The following is a 17530-nucleotide window of genomic DNA, read 5'->3' on the forward strand; positions in this document are numbered from 1 at the left end:
AATGAATGTGTTCCAGAATGAACGTGTTTCCAACGTGGAAACACAGAGCGTATGTATTACATTGCAAAGTTACAAAAAATCAGATAAAATATGATCAATGGCGAACACAAATTTTAGCCATTAACAAATATTAATACATAAGATCCATTGCAAAGAAAACGAGCTGACTCCATAGGAATCAGCTCGTTGATGAATATGCAATCTATTGATTACTTGTTGGTCTTGTCGAGATCAGCCTTCAGCTTAGCCAACACGTCGAGGTCGGCGAGTGAAGTACCGGCAGCGACATTGTTGATAGCGGGAGCCTCGCTCTGCTTGCGGGGAGCGTGACGGTGTGTCTTCACCACGTCGTCCTTCACATCCTCGAATGTGCGAGAGTGAGACAGGATGATGCGGCGTGTCTCCTTGGCGAACTCGATCACCTTGAAGGGCAGAACCTCACCCTGTTTGGCCTGGCTGCCATCCTCCTTCTGGAGGTGCTTAGGAGTAGCGAAGCCCTCACCACCCTCAGCGAGTGTGACAACAGCGCCCTTGTCCATCATCTCTGTGATAGTACCCTCGTGAACTGAGCCGGGAACATAAATCTTCTCGTACTTGTCCCAAGGATTCTCCTCGAGCTGCTTGTGGCCGAGGCTCAGACGACGGTTCTCCTTGTCGATCTCCAGAACGACAACGTCGATCATAGAACCAACAGTTGTAAACTCTGAAGGATGCTTCACCTTCTTGGTCCAGCTCAGGTCAGAGATGTGGATCAGACCGTCAACACCCTCCTCGAGCTCAACGAAGATACCGAAGTTGGTGAAGTTGCGAACCTTAGCGGTGTGCTTGCTGCCAACAGGATACTTGGTCTCGATGGTCTCCCACGGATCCTCCTTCAGCTGCTTGATACCCAGGCTCATCTTGCGCTCCTGGCGGTCGAGAGTCAGGATGACTGCCTCAACCTCGTCGCCAACGTGCAGGAACTCCTGTGCTGAACGCAGGTGCTGGCTCCAGCTCATCTCTGAGACGTGGATCAGACCCTCAACACCAGGCTGGATCTCAACGAAGGCACCGTAGTCGGCGATAACGACAACCTTACCCTTCACGTGGTCGCCAACCTTCAGGTTAGCGTCGAGGGCATCCCAAGGATGAGGAGTCAGCTGCTTCAGACCGAGAGCAATGCGCTTCTTCTCCTCATCGAAGTCGAGGATAACAACATTGATCTTCTGGTCGAGCTCAACAACCTCGTGGGGATCGCTAACGCGGCCCCAAGACAGGTCGGTGATGTGCACCAGTCCGTCGACGCCACCGAGGTCAACAAACACACCGTAAGAGGTGATGTTCTTGACGGTACCCTCGAGAACCTGACCCTTCTCCAAGTGAGAGATGATTTCCTTCTTCTGGGCCTCCAACTCGGCCTCGATGAGAGCCTTGTGAGAAACCACAACATTGCGGAACTCCTGGTTGATCTTCACAACCTTGAACTCCATGGTCTTGCCTACGAACACATCGTAGTCGCGTATGGGGTGAACATCAATCTGGCTGCCGGGCAGGAAGGCCTCGATGCCAAACACATCCACAATCATACCGCCCTTAGTGCGGCACTTGATGTAACCCTGGATAACCTCGTCGTTGTCGAGAGCCTCGTTGATCTTCTCCCAGCTCTTGCTCAGGCGAGCCTTCTTGTGAGAGAGAACGAGCTGACCCTTCTTGTCCTCCTGGTCCTCAACATAGACTTCCACCTTGTCGCCAACCTTCAGGTCGGGATTGTAGCGGAACTCAGAGGCGGGGATGATGCCATCGCTCTTGTAACCGATGTTGACAACAACCTCTTTCTTGTCGACAGAGATAACGGTACCCTCTACAACCTCATGCTCCTGAATCTTGTTGAGAGTCTCGTCGTAAGCCTTCTCCAGGTTTTCCTTGCTGGCAGCGCTCAGTGAGCCATTCTCGAACTCCTCCCAATTGAAGTCGTCCAATGGCTTAACGTTTTTGATGTCGTTCAAATTTGACATAAGTAAATAAATGTTTAATAATTAATAAAGTTAGACTTTATGTGAAATAGTCGGGTGCGGCCATACCACACCTTCGCAAATCGGGTGCAAAGGTACTTATTTGTAGTGGATTAGGCCGAATTACGCAAGAACTAATATTAGGCAATTATGGTTTTTTAACAGACTTGGAGGTTTTTAGTCCTCCTTTTTTCTTGCGATTGATGCCAAGCAGGTCGCGCCAGCCATTGAAATCGCGCTTCAGGATGAAGCCGATGCCTTGGGTATTGAGCGAGTTGCGGGTGAAATAACGGTCATTGGTCTGGTTGTAGACGCGCACGCTAAGGTTGCCATTAGGCATGATGAGATAGCGAATGTCGAAGTCGCCGATAAACGATGTGGTGGCATTGACATTGTCGCGATAGCCAAACTGGCCATTGATGAGCAGGCGGTTGTTGAGCATCCTACCACTGAGGAGGCCCTCGTACTCGGCGTTGTTCCACCCCTCGTCGCCCGTGGAGATATTAGCGCCAAAGTTCCAGTTGTTGTCGTTGATGACGGTACTCAACACATTGTTGATCTGCTGACTGAGCTGGCCGCTAAGAATGCTCTGCATGGCGAGGCTGGTTTGCTTCTCGCCATTGTTGGCACCCATGGCGTTATTGCTGCCTGGCGAGAGGAAACGGCCGACGGCCAGCAGGTAAAGCACCTGTTGGTTCATCTCTTCCTCACTGTTGATGATGCTGTAAATCATCTGCTTGGCATCGGTGCCTACGGTGGGCAGGTCCATACTGAAGTCGACCTTGGGCGAGGCGGGCGTTCCGGTGATATTCATCAAACAGTTCACACGGATGTTATTGCCCGAGAAACTGCGGCCCAACTGCAGGTCGGAGAGGCTTACGGAATTCAACTGGTATTGGGCTTTCAGGTTGAGATCGGCCTGGTACGGGTCGCCACCAAAAGCGATGAGGCCTCCCTGAAGGAAGTCGAAATCGCGCTTGATGATGTTTTGGATGGTCAGTTTGTAAACGCCATGGTCGATGAGATAGTTGCCATAAACATCCAGTCCACCTTTATTATAATAGAAGGCACGGATCACGCCTGAGCCGTTGAGCGAGATGTAATCGCCCGAGGCGTTGTCCATGATAACCTTCAACGTGGCGTCAGCTGTGGTGTTGATAAGGAAGTTGATATGGATGTTGGTGGGCATGTCGTAATCATCGTCATCATCGTTGGACGTCGAGTCTAAATGCAAATGATCGCTCGCCAACGACATCGTGTCGCGAGAGGCCCAATGGATAAACTCGCGCGAGGCGATGGCATCGGGATTGGAGACATTGTAGACGACCTGCGATCCTTTCTCGGGCGTGGCGTTGATGTCGATGATCACCTCGCCCGAGCGACCTTTCAGATGAACGTCGCCACTGGCGTACACCGTGCCATAGAACGCGCTGCCATCGCTGCCGTCCCAATCGTAGCCAAGCAGGTGATGGAGTTGCACGTCGAAGTCGTAGGTCAGGCGCGACAGGTGCTGGTGGTACAACGAGCCGTTGAACACGCCCACATTGCCATTGCGGTCGCGAAGGGTGTCGCCCGAGAAGCGAATTTCATTGACGAGGAAGTGGATGGTGTCGTTCTGAAGCTCGTAGGTGGTGTTGAGCGGCTTGATGTGCATGGTGCCATGGGCCACGGCATCGCCCGTGAGGTTGATTTTCTTCAGGTCGCCCCAAAGACGCAGGTCGCCATTGATGGTAATGTCGGCGTCGCCCATGAAACTGGAACAGAACGACTGCACGAAATCGCCACGAGTATCTTTGGCCAGGATGTCCAAATCGATATAATTGCGCTTGGGCGACACATAACCTCGTATGGTGGTGAGGCGCGTGTCGGTTACCCACAGGCCGCCGAGGGTGTCCACTGCCTGGGCGTCGATGTCGATTTGCTCTTCCTCTGGGTTCCAACCCACCTTGGCCATCAGGGTTCCCATATTGCCATCCTCAAACTGAAACCGATTGACACGAAGGTCGGCATGACCGCCCGCCCCATCAAACAAATGGGTGACGTAGGCCTGGCCCGACGCAAAGCCGCTGAACTCAACCGAGTGGAAGCCCACAAGGTCGAGAACGTACTCTACGTTCACATCCTTCAGATCAACGGTGATGGAATCGTCGCTGCCCTTGGAAGCCACGCCTGCCACCTTAACGTATTGGTGGCCACTGCTGACGGCCAAATCGTTGACCTCCAGGTGGTTCTTACTGTAAACAACACTTGCGGGATGAATGGTAAACAAGGTGTCGCCAATGGACAGCTCAGACTGGCGCATGTTGAAACGCGCCTCGGTGACTCCATGGTCGTTCTTGCCAAACTGAATCATGGAAAGCAAACGGCCCTTGAGACGATGGCGACGGGCGTGGTCGTCGAGCCGGATTTCGGTAGACAACTCGTCCTGCTCGGCCGTCGCGTTGACCTGCAAATCGGTTCCGATGCCATTAGAGCCCATCTGGATAGCCTTGACCTCAGCGCACAGGTTCTCATTAGGCGACGTAACGCTAACGTTCACTTGACGAAGATGGCGGTTGCCGTAAACGATATCAGGGGCATTAAGCTGTAAATCAACATATCGCGATTGGGACGACAAGGTGGCATTGAGGTCTATGGGGGCGTTGATCTCAATGGGCAATCCGAGCAAATGGCGCAGCCAATCGCCACGCGTAATTGACGCTTGGAGTGTAACGTTGTCGGAACGGACGGGGCGGTGGCGAAGTGGGGTGAACTTCTGGAGACTTGGCAACTGCGCCACGACAAGGTTCTCGAGATTTTGCAACAGGGAAGCGTAGTCGAACTTGCCCCGCACTTCACCATGGCCGAAGTCGCTATCGAAAGTAAGGAATCGCTCTGAGGCATTGGAACCCAAGGCCAACTCTAAGTTGTCCAAGCGATACTCCCCATCGGCCTTGGTGACATAGAAGTCGTTCACCTTGAGGTTTCCAGCAAGGGTCGAAAGCGAGCGACCACTGAAGTCGGCCGCCACACGGCCGCCGTAAACAGCGCCCGCTTGACTGTTTCCCGCAAAGTGCAAGGCTGTTGGGTTCACCTTGGTGACCACAGCCGTCAGATTGCCCGACGGACAACTCTTACTTCCGTTCCAAAAGCCTTGTACCACAGCGGCGACATTGGGGTCGTCGATGGCCACCTTACCCTCGGCTTGCCCTTGGTCGTAAGTGGCGTCGAGGGTGAGACCCTGGTACTTATATTGGTTCCAATCGAAGCGGCCAATATGCCCCTTGGCTACGTAACGCTTATGCGGAAGGTCGCCAGTGACATCCAGATTGGCGGCCAACAATCCCAAACGAGCGTCGTCGAGGATCTTGCCCACGTTTACACCGTCGGTTTCGAGATGGCCCTTAAACTTGTTGTCGACCATGGCAAACACAAGGTTGGCATCACCCTCAGAGGTGTGAAGTGTGCCTTGCGCCTTCACGTCACGCCCCACTCCACTTGCCTTGCCGCGATAGCTCACATCGCCCAAGCGCGGCACAAAGGCAGGAAGGCGCGACGAAAGCAGGCTCAGCAAGTTGTTGTTGACAGCGAAACGCTCAACAACAGCATTCCAACGGGGCTTGGTGTTCCACGACAATACGGAACCATGGGCACTCAAAGAGGCGTCGGCCGGAGCTGTCAACAACTTGGCGTGGGCCTCGTGGGCGATAATGGCGTCTAACCGATGGATGTTCAAACTATTGGAGGTTCCCGTAAAAGCGATGGAGAAAACCAAGGGTGTGGCATAGCGACCCAACGCCTTATCCAGAAACGCCATGTCGCGAGGACTGATGTAGGAAGTGTTGATCTTACCGTCGAAATGCAACGAACCAGACTCCAACTGCTTATTCCGCACACGATAGTTGGCAGTAATGCCGTCGGTCAACAGCTGGGATTGGGGCATGAGCAACTTGAAATCTTCCAAATGAGCATGACGGGTGTTGGCCACAACCTTGAACGAAAGACTCTTCAAACGGAAGCCTGAGCGCTCATTGAAGGCTATCTTCTTGACGTTAAGATTCAGAGAATCGTCGCGCAGGGCATTGAGAATAATATGGGAACTCAGGTCGCGAACGTGTAAATGGTGGGCATCGAGCGTAGCCTTACGAGGCACATTGAGCTGGTCGTAGCTCATCTCACCATGACGGATAATCAAACTGCTGATCTGTAAATCCAAGGGCTTGTGGGCCGTTGTGTCCTTCGACGCAAGCGAATCGATGACGTATTGAATATTAAGCGGCGAGTCGGCATTCGCACGATAAAGACGGGCCTTCATGCCAAACACCTGCGCCGACGTAATGGCAACTCGACCATACATGGCCTCCAGGTAATCCACCTTGACCGAAAGGCGGGTGGCCTTAAAAAAGGGAACACCCTTTTGGTCGACCAACGACACGTCGTCAACGATCAAGCGATTGAACAAGCCCACATCAACACGCCCCACAGAGACTGGGGTGCCCAACTTCGACGAAAGGGCCCGAGCCAAGCGATGAGCAATGAACGATTGAGCCATGGGGATATTTACCATGACGACAACGACCACGTACAAGCCTATCAAAGCCCATACAATCGTATTGATGAAATGTTTAACCCTTTTCAATCTTTATGCAAAGATAAAAAAATAAACTCATAATGGAAATAAAATCAGCAAAAATATCCTAAATGAATTAAATATTGTGTATATTTGCAGCTGATTTGGAAAGATGCAACACAACTGACCTATAAAAGTCAAGAAAAGTTGAAGTCCGCATACTATTATTGGATATCAATAAACAATTATATTCTATTTTATGGCAAATGTTATTAAGTTGCGTAAAGGCTTAGACATTAACCTAAAAGGAAGAGCCATCAAGAAAAAGGTAGAGTGCCAAGCCTCCAAAACGGTGGCCTTACGCCCTTCCGATTTCACAGGCATCATCCCCAAGGTTGTTGTCAGGGAAGGAGATCATGTCCTTGCTGGTGACGCCTTGTTTGTCAACAAACAATTTCCCGAGGTTAAGTTTGCCTCACCTGTGAGTGGAACAGTCAAGTCAATCTTGCGCGGAGAGCGCCGACGCGTCTTGAGCGTCAGCGTAGAAGCCGACGACAAGTTGGACTATCGAGACTTCGGTCAGCACGATGCCAGCAAGATGGACGGAAACGCCGTGAAGCAGTTGCTGCTTGAGGCCGGTCTGTTTGGTTACATCAACCAACTGCCGTATGCTATTTCCACAGATCCCTGCACTACTCCTAAGGGCATTTTCGTCTCGGCTCTGCGCGACATGCCGTTGGCCAACGACTTCGAGTATGAGCTGGAGGGCAACGAGGATGCGTTCCTGGCTGGCTTGAAGGCCCTGAACCGCATCGCAACAGTGCATCTGGGCGTGGGCGCCAAGCAAACGGCAAAAGCGCTGACAGAGGCCCAGGACATCGACCTCAACGTATTCGACGGTCCTTGTCCGGCTGGCAACGTGGGCGTGCAGATCAACCACATCGACCCGGTGAACCGTGGCGAGACGGTTTGGACGGTAGACCCCACATCAGTTATCTTTATCGGTCGCCTGTTCCTTACAGGCAAAGTGGACCTCCGCAAGACCATCGCTATTGCCGGAAGCCAAATCAAGGAACCAGCTTACGCCGACGTTTTGGTGGGAACCCAATTGGCCGACATCCTTAATGGCAAACTGGTTGCAACCGACCACGTGCGCATCATCAACGGCAATCCGCTGACCGGTGAGCGCGCTACGCTCAACGATTACTTAGGCGCCCACACATCTGAGGTGACAGCCATTCCCGAGGGCGACGACAAGGAGGAACTCTTAGGATGGATTCTGCCGAGAACGAAAGACTTCTCTGTGTCGCGCAGCTACTTCTCATGGCTGCAGGGCAAGAACCACGAGTATGACCTCGACGCACGTATCAAGGGTGGCGAGCGCCACATGATCATGAGCGGCGAGTACGACAAGGTGCTGCCAATGGACATCTATGCAGAGTTCCTCATCAAGGCCATTATCACCGGCGACATCGACAAGCAGGAGCAACTCGGCATCTACGAGGTAAGCCCTGAAGACTTCGCCGTGGCCGAATTTGTGGATTCCTCAAAGCTGGAGCTGCAGAAGATCGTCAGACAGGGTCTCGACATCCTGCGCAAGGAGAATGCTTAAGATAGGACAACACTTAGGTAATTAACACATAAAAACTATGAGTGGATTAAAGAAATATTTCGACCAAATAAAACCTCTCTTTGAAGAGGGCGGCAAATGGCACGCTTTCCAAAGCATATACGATGGCTTTGGCACATTCCTCTTCGTGCCCGAGACCACCTCGAAGAGCGGAGCGCACATCCATGACGCCATCGACTCCAAACGCATCATGAGTATGGTCGTCATCGCATTGATGCCGGCACTGCTGTTTGGCATGTACAACATTGGATACCAAAACGCACTGGCTGCAGGCAAGCTCGCCGAAACCAGCTTCATGGGCATGTTCGTCTTTGGACTCCTGGCCATTCTTCCCAAGATTCTTGTCAGCTACATCGTTGGTCTTGGCATTGAGTTCGCATGGGCACAATGGAAGCACGAGGAGATTCAGGAAGGTTACCTCGTTAGCGGAATCATCATTCCCCTGATTATCCCCGTCAACACACCGCTGTGGATGCTGGTGCTGGCCATTGCTTTCTCCGTTATCTTCGTTAAGGAGATCTGGGGCGGCACAGGTATGAACATCTTCAACGTGGCCGTTGCAGCCCGCATGTTCTTGTTCTTCTCTTACCCAAGCCAGATGACGGGCGACAAGGTATGGGTGGCACAGGATTCTATCTTCGGACTGGGCTACACACTGCCTGAGACATTCACAGAGGCCACACCGCTCGGACTCATCTCACAAGGCCTGAACAGCAACGCCACATTGTCTGATATGATCTTAGGCTTCATCCCTGGTTCTATCGGTGAGACATCGGTCGTTGCCATCGCTATAGGCGCCGTCATCCTCTTGTGGGCAGGCATTGCCAGTTGGAAGACCATGGCTTCGGTATTCCTGGGTGGTATCGCAATGGCCCTTCTGTTCACAGCAACGGGCTCAACACCCATCGCATGGTATGAGCACATTGTCCTGGGCGGTTTCTGCTTTGGAGCTGTCTTCATGGCAACCGATCCCGTCACCTCAGCTCGCACCGAGACAGGCAAGTGGATCTACGGCTTCCTCATTGGCGCCGTTGCCATCATCGTTCGAGTGATGAACCCTGGCTATCCCGAGGGTATGATGCTCGCCATCTTCTTCGGAAACATGTTTGCGCCGCTCATCGACCATTGCGTGGTGGAGGCCAATATTTCCAAACGCGCAAAGCGGGCAACCAATAAATAAGGAGTAAAAGCATGAAAACAAATTCCAATTCATACACGATTACGTATTCGGTAGTCCTTGTACTGATTGTCGCTTTCCTGTTGGCATTAACCTTCCAGGCACTCAAGCCTGCTCAAGACGCCAACGTTGCGCTCGACAAGCAGAAGCAAATCTTATACGCCCTCAATATCCGTGGCCTGAACAACGAGGCCGCAGCACAGAAGTATAAAGAGGTGGTTATCTCCGATGATATCATCGGTGAAGACGGCCAAGTGAAAGAGAGTGGCGAAGCTGGTGGAACCGAAAAGGGTTTCAAACTGAACTCTACCGACGCAAAGAATGGCAAACTGGCCGTGTTCGTCTGCAAGGTGGACGGCAAGACAAAATACGTCATTCCCGTTTACGGCATGGGCCTTTGGGGCGCCATCAACGGTTATATTGCCATCAACGATGACAAGGCAACGGTTTTCGGAGCCTACTTCAACCATGAGAGTGAGACCGCTGGTCTGGGATCGGCCATTAAGGACGACCAGGCATGGCAGGAGCAGTTCCAAGGCAAGCACCTGTTTGCTGGCGACAACCACACATCCATTGCCTTAGCTGTTGAAAAGAAGGTGGAAGATCCGTCGACGCAGGTCAACGCCGTCACGGGCGCCACCCTTACCTCTAATGGTGTCACTCAGATGCTTCAGGAAGGTCTGGGACAATACACTAAGTTCCTCAATGCAAAATAACATCAAACTTTAATCCTAAAAAGATGAGTTTATTAAGCAAACAAAACCGAGAGGTTCTCGGTAACCCGTTGAACCTCGACAACCCGATACTGGTGCAGGTGCTTGGCATCTGTTCAGCGCTTGCGGTCACCGCACAGCTCGAGCCAGCCATCGTTATGGGTCTTGCAGTGACCGTCATCACGGCATTTTCCAACGTGATCATCTCGGTCATTCGCAACACCATTCCTATGCGTATCCGTATCATTGTGCAGCTCGTTGTAGTTGCCGCCCTGGTTACCATCGTTAGCCAGATCTTAAAAGCATTCGCCTATGACGTGAGCGTTCAGCTCTCGGTGTACGTGGGTCTGATCATCACCAACTGTATCCTCATGGGTCGCCTTGAGGCTTTTGCCATGATGAACAAGCCTTGGCCAAGCTTCCTCGACGGTATTGGCAATGGCTTGGGTTACGCCTTGATCCTTGTGATTGTGGGCGGCCTGCGCGAGCTTTTGGGCCGCGGCAGCCTTCTGGGCTTCCAAATCATCCCCGATTGCTTCTACGATTTCGGCTACGCAAACAACGGCATGATGACCATGCCTGCCATGGCACTCATCCTGCTGGGTTGCGTTATTTGGGTTCATCGTGCATTCTTTTACAAAGAAGATAACAAATAATTATGGAACACCTCATTAGCTTGTTTTTCCGGTCCATCTTTGTGGACAACATGATATTTGCCTTCTTCCTCGGCATGTGCTCGTTCCTTGCCGTATCGAAGAACGTAAAGACATCATTCGGTCTCGGCTTGGCCGTTACCTTTGTGCTGGTGGTGACCGTACCGGTTGACTATCTGCTTCAGACGAAAGTGCTCGATCCACTGGGCCTGTCATATCTGAGTTTCATTCTCTTTATCGCTGTCATTGCTGGCATGGTGCAGATTGTAGAGATGGTTGTGGAGCGTTATTCGCCCTCTCTGTATGCCTCACTGGGTATCTTCCTGCCGTTGATCGCTGTGAACTGCGCCATCATGGGTGCCTCTCTGTTCATGCAGCAGCGCATCAACCTTGATCCGAGCAACACGCAGTACATCGGCTCCGTCTGGGATGCCATCGTATATGCCTTCGGCTCAGGAATTGGTTGGGTGCTCGCCATCACATCAATGGGTGCTATCCGCGAGAAGATGCAGTACGGCGATGTTCCCCAGCCCTTGCGCGGACTTGGCATCACCTTCATCACCGTAGGACTTATGGCCATGGCCATGATGTGCTTTTCAGGACTTAAAATTTAAAGATCATGGATTTCAGTTTCATCATCAATAGCGTAGGAGTGTTCCTTGCAGTGATACTCCTTTTGGTCATCATTCTCTTGGTGGCCAAGAAATACTTAAGCCCGAGCGGCAATGTCACCATTACCATCAACGACACAAAGACCCTGAATGTGCCTCAAGGCGATTCGCTTATGACCACACTCAACGCCAACGGCATCTTCCTCCCCTCCGCTTGCGGTGGTAAGGCCAGTTGCGGCCAGTGTAAGGTTCAGGTGCTCGAGGGCGGCGGTGAGATTCTCGATTCAGAGCGTCCCCACTTCACTCGCAAGCAGATCAAGGAGCATTGGCGTCTCGGATGCCAGACCAAGGTCAAAGGCGACTTCAAGATCAAGATCGACGAGTCGATCATGGGCGTTAAGGAATGGGAGTGCACCGTCATTAGCAACAAGAACGTGTCGAGCTTCATCAAGGAGTTCAAGGTGGCTCTTCCCCCGGGTGAGCACATGGACTTCGTTCCTGGATCATACGCCCAGATCAAGATTCCAGCATACGACTGCATCGACTACGACAAGGATTTCGACAAGTCGCTGATTGGCGAAGACTATATCGGCGCATGGGAGAAATTCAACATTCTCTCGCTGAAGGCCCACAACCCCGTTCCCACGATACGCGCCTACTCTATGGCCAACTATCCCGCTGAGGGCGACATCATTACCCTTACCGTGCGTATTGCAACCACTCCGTTCCTGCCGCGTCCGCAGGTTGGCTTCCAAAACGTACCTACAGGTATTGGCTCAAGTTACATCTTCAGCCTGAAGCCCGGCGACAAGGTAATGATGAGTGGTCCTTATGGAGATTTCCATCCCCATTTCGACTCTAAGAAGGAGATGATTTGGATTGGTGGAGGAGCAGGTATGGCTCCGCTCCGCTCGCAGATCATGCACATGACGAAGACCCTGCATTGCACCGACCGTGAGCTCCACTTCTTCTATGGTGCCCGTAGCCTGAATGAAGCCTTCTTCATGGAGGATTTCTGGGAGCTTGAGAAGCAATTCCCCAACTTCCATCTCCACCTCTCATTGGACCGTCCCGATCCCGTCGCTGACGCAGCCGGCGTGAAATACTATGCAGGCTTCGCGGTTAACTGCGTACGCGACACCTACCTGAAGGATCACGAGGCACCTGAGGACTGCGAGTACTACCTTTGCGGACCTCCCATGCTTATCAAGACCGTAACCGACTATCTCGATAGCCTGGGTGTCGATCCGGAAAGCATTATGTACGACAATTTTGGTTAATACAAACAAACCGAAATAAACTTATAGCAAACATTAACAAAGCCGCTGATTTTCAGCGGCTTTGTTGCGTTTATAGGGGTTAAGTATCTGTGGGTTGCTATAGGCTTTGGGGGTCATTAAAGCAAGGAGAGACAAGAAAAATGCTGGTGGCTCGCTCAAATATGAGCGAGAAGATTCTGTTTCGGACGAGATGCAAAGACCATAAGAGTATACAACCAAGCAAAAAGATGATAAGGGCAAGGTTGGTAAGCGAAACAAGAGCGAAAAAGAGAGAACAAGAATGAAAAAGAGCGAAAAAAGCTGGATAGTAATATTTGGTAAGACGCTATCTAACTTGCATAATATCAGGAGTATTCTACGAGAAAATGGAAATTTCAAGACCACGCGTCTTGACATAAATCAAAAAATAACAAACAATCCCTTCTTCAACACAATAAAAGGTGTTATTTTAGAACAAACGGTAGCCCCTGTTCAAAAAAATGTCGTACTTTTGCAAATGGATAACTTGATAATCAGAAAGTTATTTTAAAGAGAGCATTAAATTTACTTAATCATGACAGAGAAGAAGACTACAAGTAAGGCAGCCGCAACAAAGGCAACTGCAACAAAAACAACAGCAGCAAAGAAGACTACAGTAAAGAAGACCACTAAGAAGGCTACGGTATTCGTAGACGCTGACAATGCTGGTTTCCGAGCTGGTGATGTTTACAATGCACTTGCAGCAGCTGGAGAGGCTCAGAGCGTTGAGGAGCTCGTCAAGACCACTGGTAAGACAGAGACCGAGATTCTGCTGGGTATAGGATGGTTGCTCAAGGAGGGCAAAGTGAAAGGTGCTGAGGGTAAGGTTGTACTTGCCTAATCGTATAAAAAGCCATAAAAGAGCCGCAGCTCATAAGCGTGAGTTGCGGCTCTTTTTTATTCTAATTCAGACATTAGACCCAACTTGGTTATACAATTTGCCATTCACGACGCCATCCCATTCCGCAAGGCCATTCTTTCGGCATGTAACATTCTGCACCGTTTCGGTCCAATACGCCACACCATCAGCATGGCTATAGCAAACGGCAGCAAGCGAAGCATCGCCAAACAGAAAATAAAATAACCACAAGCGGTTTATTTATGAGAGAAGAGATCCTTAAAATCCTCGCTGAAGCTGGACCTGAGGGCTTGCGCGTTCGCAAGATCATCCTTCATGTCTATAATTCTCAAAACGACCTATTCAACAAGGTTAGTTTGGAGGAGGTGAAGCGTCGCGTGTTGCTCTTTCTCCAACAAAACAGTCGCTATTCCCAAGACCTCTTAGACCATCCCTCGTGGGGAACCTATCGTTTGAACCCCAAAAGCATCAAGGCTCAAACCACCCAATTGTCATTTCTTCCTACGGAGGACGATTGTCCTGACGTTGCCCAACAGAAGCCGGCCAAGCAAACTGGGCCGACGCTGTTCGACAACATCAATTCATAACCTCCCAACCATGGTTCGATTGGGCGCCATTGCCTCATCTACCAGTTACGCTTTTACAAGATCAAGGCAAAAGGCTCGACTACTATTAGAGGAGCCCCTTGCATTAGCGACCCATCATCGCCCCTCGTCTCATACCAAGCACCTGTAGCAGAATGGCATATCAGATGAAGAGCAAGCCTATTCTGAACACCAAGGCCGACACCACCCAGGCCGTGAGCGTGGTGTAAGCAGCTGCGAAAAGCGCCCACTTCCACGATCCCGTCTCGCCCTTGATGGCCGCTATGGTAGCCAAACAGGGGAAATAAAGCAACACAAAGAGCAGGAAGCAGAAAGCCGTCAGCGTAGCCACAGCCTCCACACGCCCATCCGAAGGTGCCAAACCATGCATCTGAGCCACATCGCCCACCATGAGCGTGTGCAGTTTTTCGTATCGGCTCTCGCCTTGGCCCGCCTCCGAATCGTCGGCCAGGCTCTCGTCGTTGGCATAAAGCACGCCCATCGTGGAAGCCACAATCTCCTTAGCACCCACACCAGCAAGCAGTCCGACATCCATCTTCCAACTGAATCCTTGGAGTTCGAACACAGGCTCCACGGTCTGTCCAATACGTCCGATATAGCTTTGCTCCTGCTGCTGTTGCTCGGTGAGCGCCTCGTTGTGGGGGAAGTAGCCCAAGGCCCACACAATGATGGTCGACACCAGGATGATTCCTCCCATTTTCTTGAGATACTGCTTGCCCTTCTCCCACGTGTGTCGGCTCACAGCCTTGGCCGTGGGGAAACGGTAAGGCGGCAATTCCATAACAAACGGTGTGTCCTCGCCTTTCATCATAAACTTCGTAAAGACCTTACTCATCACCACCGCCATAGCGATGCCAATCAGGTAAAGCGCCGTCATGATAACCCATTGCATTTTCAGGGAGAAGAACGTTCCGATAACCATTATATAAATAGGTATGCGCGCCTCACAGCTCATGAACGGCAGCACCAACATCGTTACGATGCGCGAGCGACGGCTCTCAATGGTGCGCGTGGCCATCACCGCTGGCACATTACATCCAAAGCCCATGATGAGCGGGATGAACGATTTGCCATGCAGTCCCATCTTATGCATGAGCTTATCCATGATAAATGCCGCACGCGACATGTATCCACTGTCTTCCATAAACGAGATGAAGAAGTAGAGAATCAGAATCTGTGGCAGGAACACGATAACGGCTCCCACTCCACCAATGACGCCATCCACCAGCATATCCTTCACAGGTCCATCGGGCATGTAGGTTCCCACGAGTTCGCCCAGCAGCCCCACACCCTGGTCGATCCAGTCCATAGGATAAGCGCCCAGGTTGAACGTCACAAAGAACATCAACGCCAAAAGGGCTATGAAGATGGGGAATCCCACGAACCGATTGGTAAGAATCCTATCCAACAGGTGCGTAAGCTGATAGGTGTCCTTTCCTTTTCCCGTGGTATAGCCGGCTTCGGCAAGGGCGCCATGTATAAAGCCATACTTGGCATCCATGATTGCCGTTTCCGAATCTTCCTTCGTTTCCTCCTTCACACGCTTGGCCGCCTCGTCGCGATGTTTCAGAATCTCATCAGCGTCGGGGAACGTCCTAACCAGCTGCTCCACCTCCTTGTCGTTCTCAAGCAGTTTGATGGCCAGGTAGCGCGTAGAGTAGCGCTCGCGCAATCCGCGCTCCTTCTTCAGGTGATCTTGTATCTCGGCAATGCCGTGCTCTATCTCATGGCCATGCTTGATGTGGATGTGGCGGAAGTGGGCGTCGGCATCCTCCATAGCCTCATACACCTCAATCACCTTATGGAAGAGTTCCTTCACACCGCGCCCCGTGGTGAACACCGTGGGCTGCATGGGCACACCAAAGAGGCTCGACAGGGCATCGAGGTTGATGTTGTCGCCTCGTTGCTCCGTCTCGTCAAACATATTGAGGGCCACCACCATACGAATGTGCATATCGATGAGCTGGGTGGTCAGGTAGAGATTGCGCTCGAGGTTCGAAGCGTCGATCACATTAACCACCACATCGGGGGTCTTCTCAACCAACTGCTTGCGAACATACAGTTCCTCGGGCGAATAGGCCGATAACGAATAGGTGCCGGGAAGGTCAACGAGATTAAACTCGTAACCCTCAAACGTGGCGTGTCCCTCCTTCGCGTCGACGGTCACACCGCTGTAGTTGCCCACGCGCTCATGGGCGCCACTGGCAAAGTTGAACAATGAGGTCTTGCCACAGTTGGGGTTTCCCACCAGCGCCACATTGATCACCTTATGTCGCTTATCAGCCTCGTCGGCCAACTGGGCGTCGGTAATGGCCACGTCGTCGGGATCGTTCGCCCCCACCACGGTGCGCAGTTGGTCGGCGTCCTCCAGCCTATCTTGTTGTCTTATCTGCCGTGCCTCGTGCTCGGTTACCACCTCAATCATGTCGGCCTCCGAGTGGCGCAAACTAACCTCATAACCCATGATACGGTATTTCACGGGGTCCTTGAATGGGGCGTTGAGCAACACCTCCACGGTCTTGCCTTTGATAAAGCCCATTTCCACCACACGTTTGCGAAATCCGCCATGCCCCATCACCTTGACGATGATGCCTGTTTGGCCTGTATGCAACTCTGATAATTTCATTTTGCGTATTGCTTAAAAATCGCTGCAAAAGTACAAATATAAATTGGCAAAGAGTAAGCAATGGTGATTTTTTACCATACATATACCTACTAATAGGTATGGCGCGAAACAAATGGCGCATCACAATACCTAAAAGAGAGAAAGGACGCTGCGGCTTATCGGCTTACTTGCGGCTATCGCTCTGCTCCTTGTCGTGCTGACGCATGCCTCTGCCTGGGCGTGGATAGATTTAACAAAAATCACAACAATCTACATAGGAATCTACACTGTTTTTTGAAACCATCTCGCCTTCGGCCGCAAATACGCGATTCTCAGCACACTTTCGCAACCAACTGACAATCAATGCTTTATCACAAAAACTCATCTTCTTTCATTTCGCGCGTCACTTTACACCATGCAAAACATGCCTAATCGCAATGCGATACATGGTCTTTCGACGCTCGAAACATGCTTAACCGCAATGCGATACATGGTCTTTCGAGACGCCAAACATGGCTTATTGTGAACGCAAAGCTTCGTTTCGTCGTTCCAAACGCACAAAAAGGGGCGTTTGGCTCTCTATTTCACGCGATAATCCGAACCAACTTAATGACCCAAATTCCCAACAAATTGTCTAAGGCCCCATCTGTCCAGAGAAGGCCCTCGATACAACATCTCACTGAAAGGCGAACGCACAATAAAACCCGAAGTTCATGTCCTTAAATGGTGACATCAGCCATATCGCCCTCAAACGTTTAACATAAGATAACGTTTTTAACCATAGTGGTAACTATTCAGCGAAAGGGCATGGCGGGGTATCAAGCCTCAAATAAGGCTTG

At 51.4% G+C, this 17530-nt stretch carries 11 protein-coding genes; 8 read left to right on the forward strand and 3 right to left on the reverse strand.

The window, feature by feature from the left end; all coding sequences use genetic code 11:
• Positions 1-209: 209 nt before the first annotated feature.
• Together rpsA and WKK33_RS06480 are read right to left on the reverse strand one after the other, a co-directional pair.
• Entirely contained in the window at positions 210-1985 is a 1776-nt protein-coding gene (rpsA, locus tag WKK33_RS06475) for a 30S ribosomal protein S1 (RefSeq protein WP_337469273.1), read from the reverse strand.
• 154 nt (positions 1986-2139) lie between these two features.
• Positions 2140-6609, reverse strand: a complete 4470-nt coding sequence (locus WKK33_RS06480) for a translocation/assembly module TamB domain-containing protein (protein ID WP_337933004.1) — start codon at positions 6607-6609, stop codon at positions 2140-2142.
• Positions 6610-6799: 190 nt separating this feature from the next.
• On the opposite strand from WKK33_RS06480, the gene WKK33_RS06485 reads away from it, so the two are divergent.
• From WKK33_RS06485 to WKK33_RS06520, 8 genes are all read left to right on the forward strand, one after another.
• Positions 6800-8152 carry a Na(+)-translocating NADH-quinone reductase subunit A gene (locus tag WKK33_RS06485; RefSeq protein WP_337933006.1) on the forward strand — a complete coding sequence of 451 codons (1353 nt, stop codon included), beginning with the start codon at positions 6800-6802 and terminating at the stop codon, positions 8150-8152.
• Positions 8153-8189: 37 nt separating this feature from the next.
• On the forward strand, positions 8190-9350 hold the full coding sequence (locus tag WKK33_RS06490; RefSeq protein WP_287768331.1) for an NADH:ubiquinone reductase (Na(+)-transporting) subunit B: 1161 nt from the start codon (positions 8190-8192) through the stop codon (positions 9348-9350).
• Positions 9351-9361: 11 nt separating this feature from the next.
• On the forward strand, positions 9362-10063 hold the full coding sequence (gene nqrC, locus WKK33_RS06495) for an NADH:ubiquinone reductase (Na(+)-transporting) subunit C (RefSeq protein ID WP_337469272.1): 702 nt from the start codon (positions 9362-9364) through the stop codon (positions 10061-10063).
• A gap of 23 nt (positions 10064-10086) precedes the next feature.
• Entirely contained in the window at positions 10087-10716 is a 630-nt protein-coding gene (locus tag WKK33_RS06500; RefSeq protein WP_337568727.1) for an NADH:ubiquinone reductase (Na(+)-transporting) subunit D, read from the forward strand.
• A gap of 2 nt (positions 10717-10718) precedes the next feature.
• The gene (gene nqrE, locus WKK33_RS06505) at positions 10719-11327 is read left to right on the forward strand and encodes an NADH:ubiquinone reductase (Na(+)-transporting) subunit E (protein ID WP_215760459.1); all 609 of its coding nucleotides are present in this window, start codon (positions 10719-10721) and stop codon (positions 11325-11327) included.
• 5 nt (positions 11328-11332) lie between these two features.
• On the forward strand, positions 11333-12604 hold the full coding sequence (gene nqrF / locus WKK33_RS06510; protein ID WP_215760460.1) for an NADH:ubiquinone reductase (Na(+)-transporting) subunit F: 1272 nt from the start codon (positions 11333-11335) through the stop codon (positions 12602-12604).
• A gap of 553 nt (positions 12605-13157) precedes the next feature.
• A complete protein-coding gene (locus WKK33_RS06515; RefSeq protein ID WP_215760461.1) occupies positions 13158-13463 on the forward strand; it encodes a winged helix-turn-helix domain-containing protein in 306 nt (101 codons plus the stop codon).
• 260 nt (positions 13464-13723) lie between these two features.
• Complete coding sequence (locus WKK33_RS06520) at positions 13724-14068, forward strand: hypothetical protein (protein WP_337568725.1); 345 nt, start codon at positions 13724-13726, stop codon at positions 14066-14068.
• Positions 14069-14228: 160 nt separating this feature from the next.
• Here WKK33_RS06520 and feoB read toward each other — a convergent pair whose 3' ends face one another.
• On the reverse strand, positions 14229-16712 hold the full coding sequence (gene feoB / locus WKK33_RS06525; protein ID WP_337933008.1) for a ferrous iron transport protein B: 2484 nt from the start codon (positions 16710-16712) through the stop codon (positions 14229-14231).
• Between the last annotated feature and the right edge of the window lie 818 nt (positions 16713-17530).

It is taken from the genome of Hallella sp. (assembly GCF_037460745.1).
In the GTDB taxonomy this organism is placed as follows: Bacteria; Bacteroidota; Bacteroidia; order Bacteroidales; family Bacteroidaceae; genus Prevotella; species Prevotella faecis.

Bases quoted from the DNA above. Each gene is read 5' to 3' on its own strand.
- WKK33_RS06520 (WP_337568725.1), top strand. From the start codon at position 13,724: ATGAGAGAAGAGATCCTTAAAATCCTCGCTGAAGCTGGACCTGAGGGC.
- nqrC (WP_337469272.1), top strand. From the start codon at position 9,362: ATGAAAACAAATTCCAATTCATACACGATTACGTATTCGGTAGTCCTT.
- nqrE (WP_215760459.1), top strand. From the start codon at position 10,719: ATGGAACACCTCATTAGCTTGTTTTTCCGGTCCATCTTTGTGGACAAC.
- WKK33_RS06500 (WP_337568727.1), top strand. From the start codon at position 10,087: ATGAGTTTATTAAGCAAACAAAACCGAGAGGTTCTCGGTAACCCGTTG.
- nqrF (WP_215760460.1), top strand. From the start codon at position 11,333: ATGGATTTCAGTTTCATCATCAATAGCGTAGGAGTGTTCCTTGCAGTG.
- feoB (WP_337933008.1), bottom strand. From the start codon at position 16,712: ATGAAATTATCAGAGTTGCATACAGGCCAAACAGGCATCATCGTCAAG.
- WKK33_RS06515 (WP_215760461.1), top strand. From the start codon at position 13,158: ATGACAGAGAAGAAGACTACAAGTAAGGCAGCCGCAACAAAGGCAACT.
- WKK33_RS06490 (WP_287768331.1), top strand. From the start codon at position 8,190: ATGAGTGGATTAAAGAAATATTTCGACCAAATAAAACCTCTCTTTGAA.
- WKK33_RS06485 (WP_337933006.1), top strand. From the start codon at position 6,800: ATGGCAAATGTTATTAAGTTGCGTAAAGGCTTAGACATTAACCTAAAA.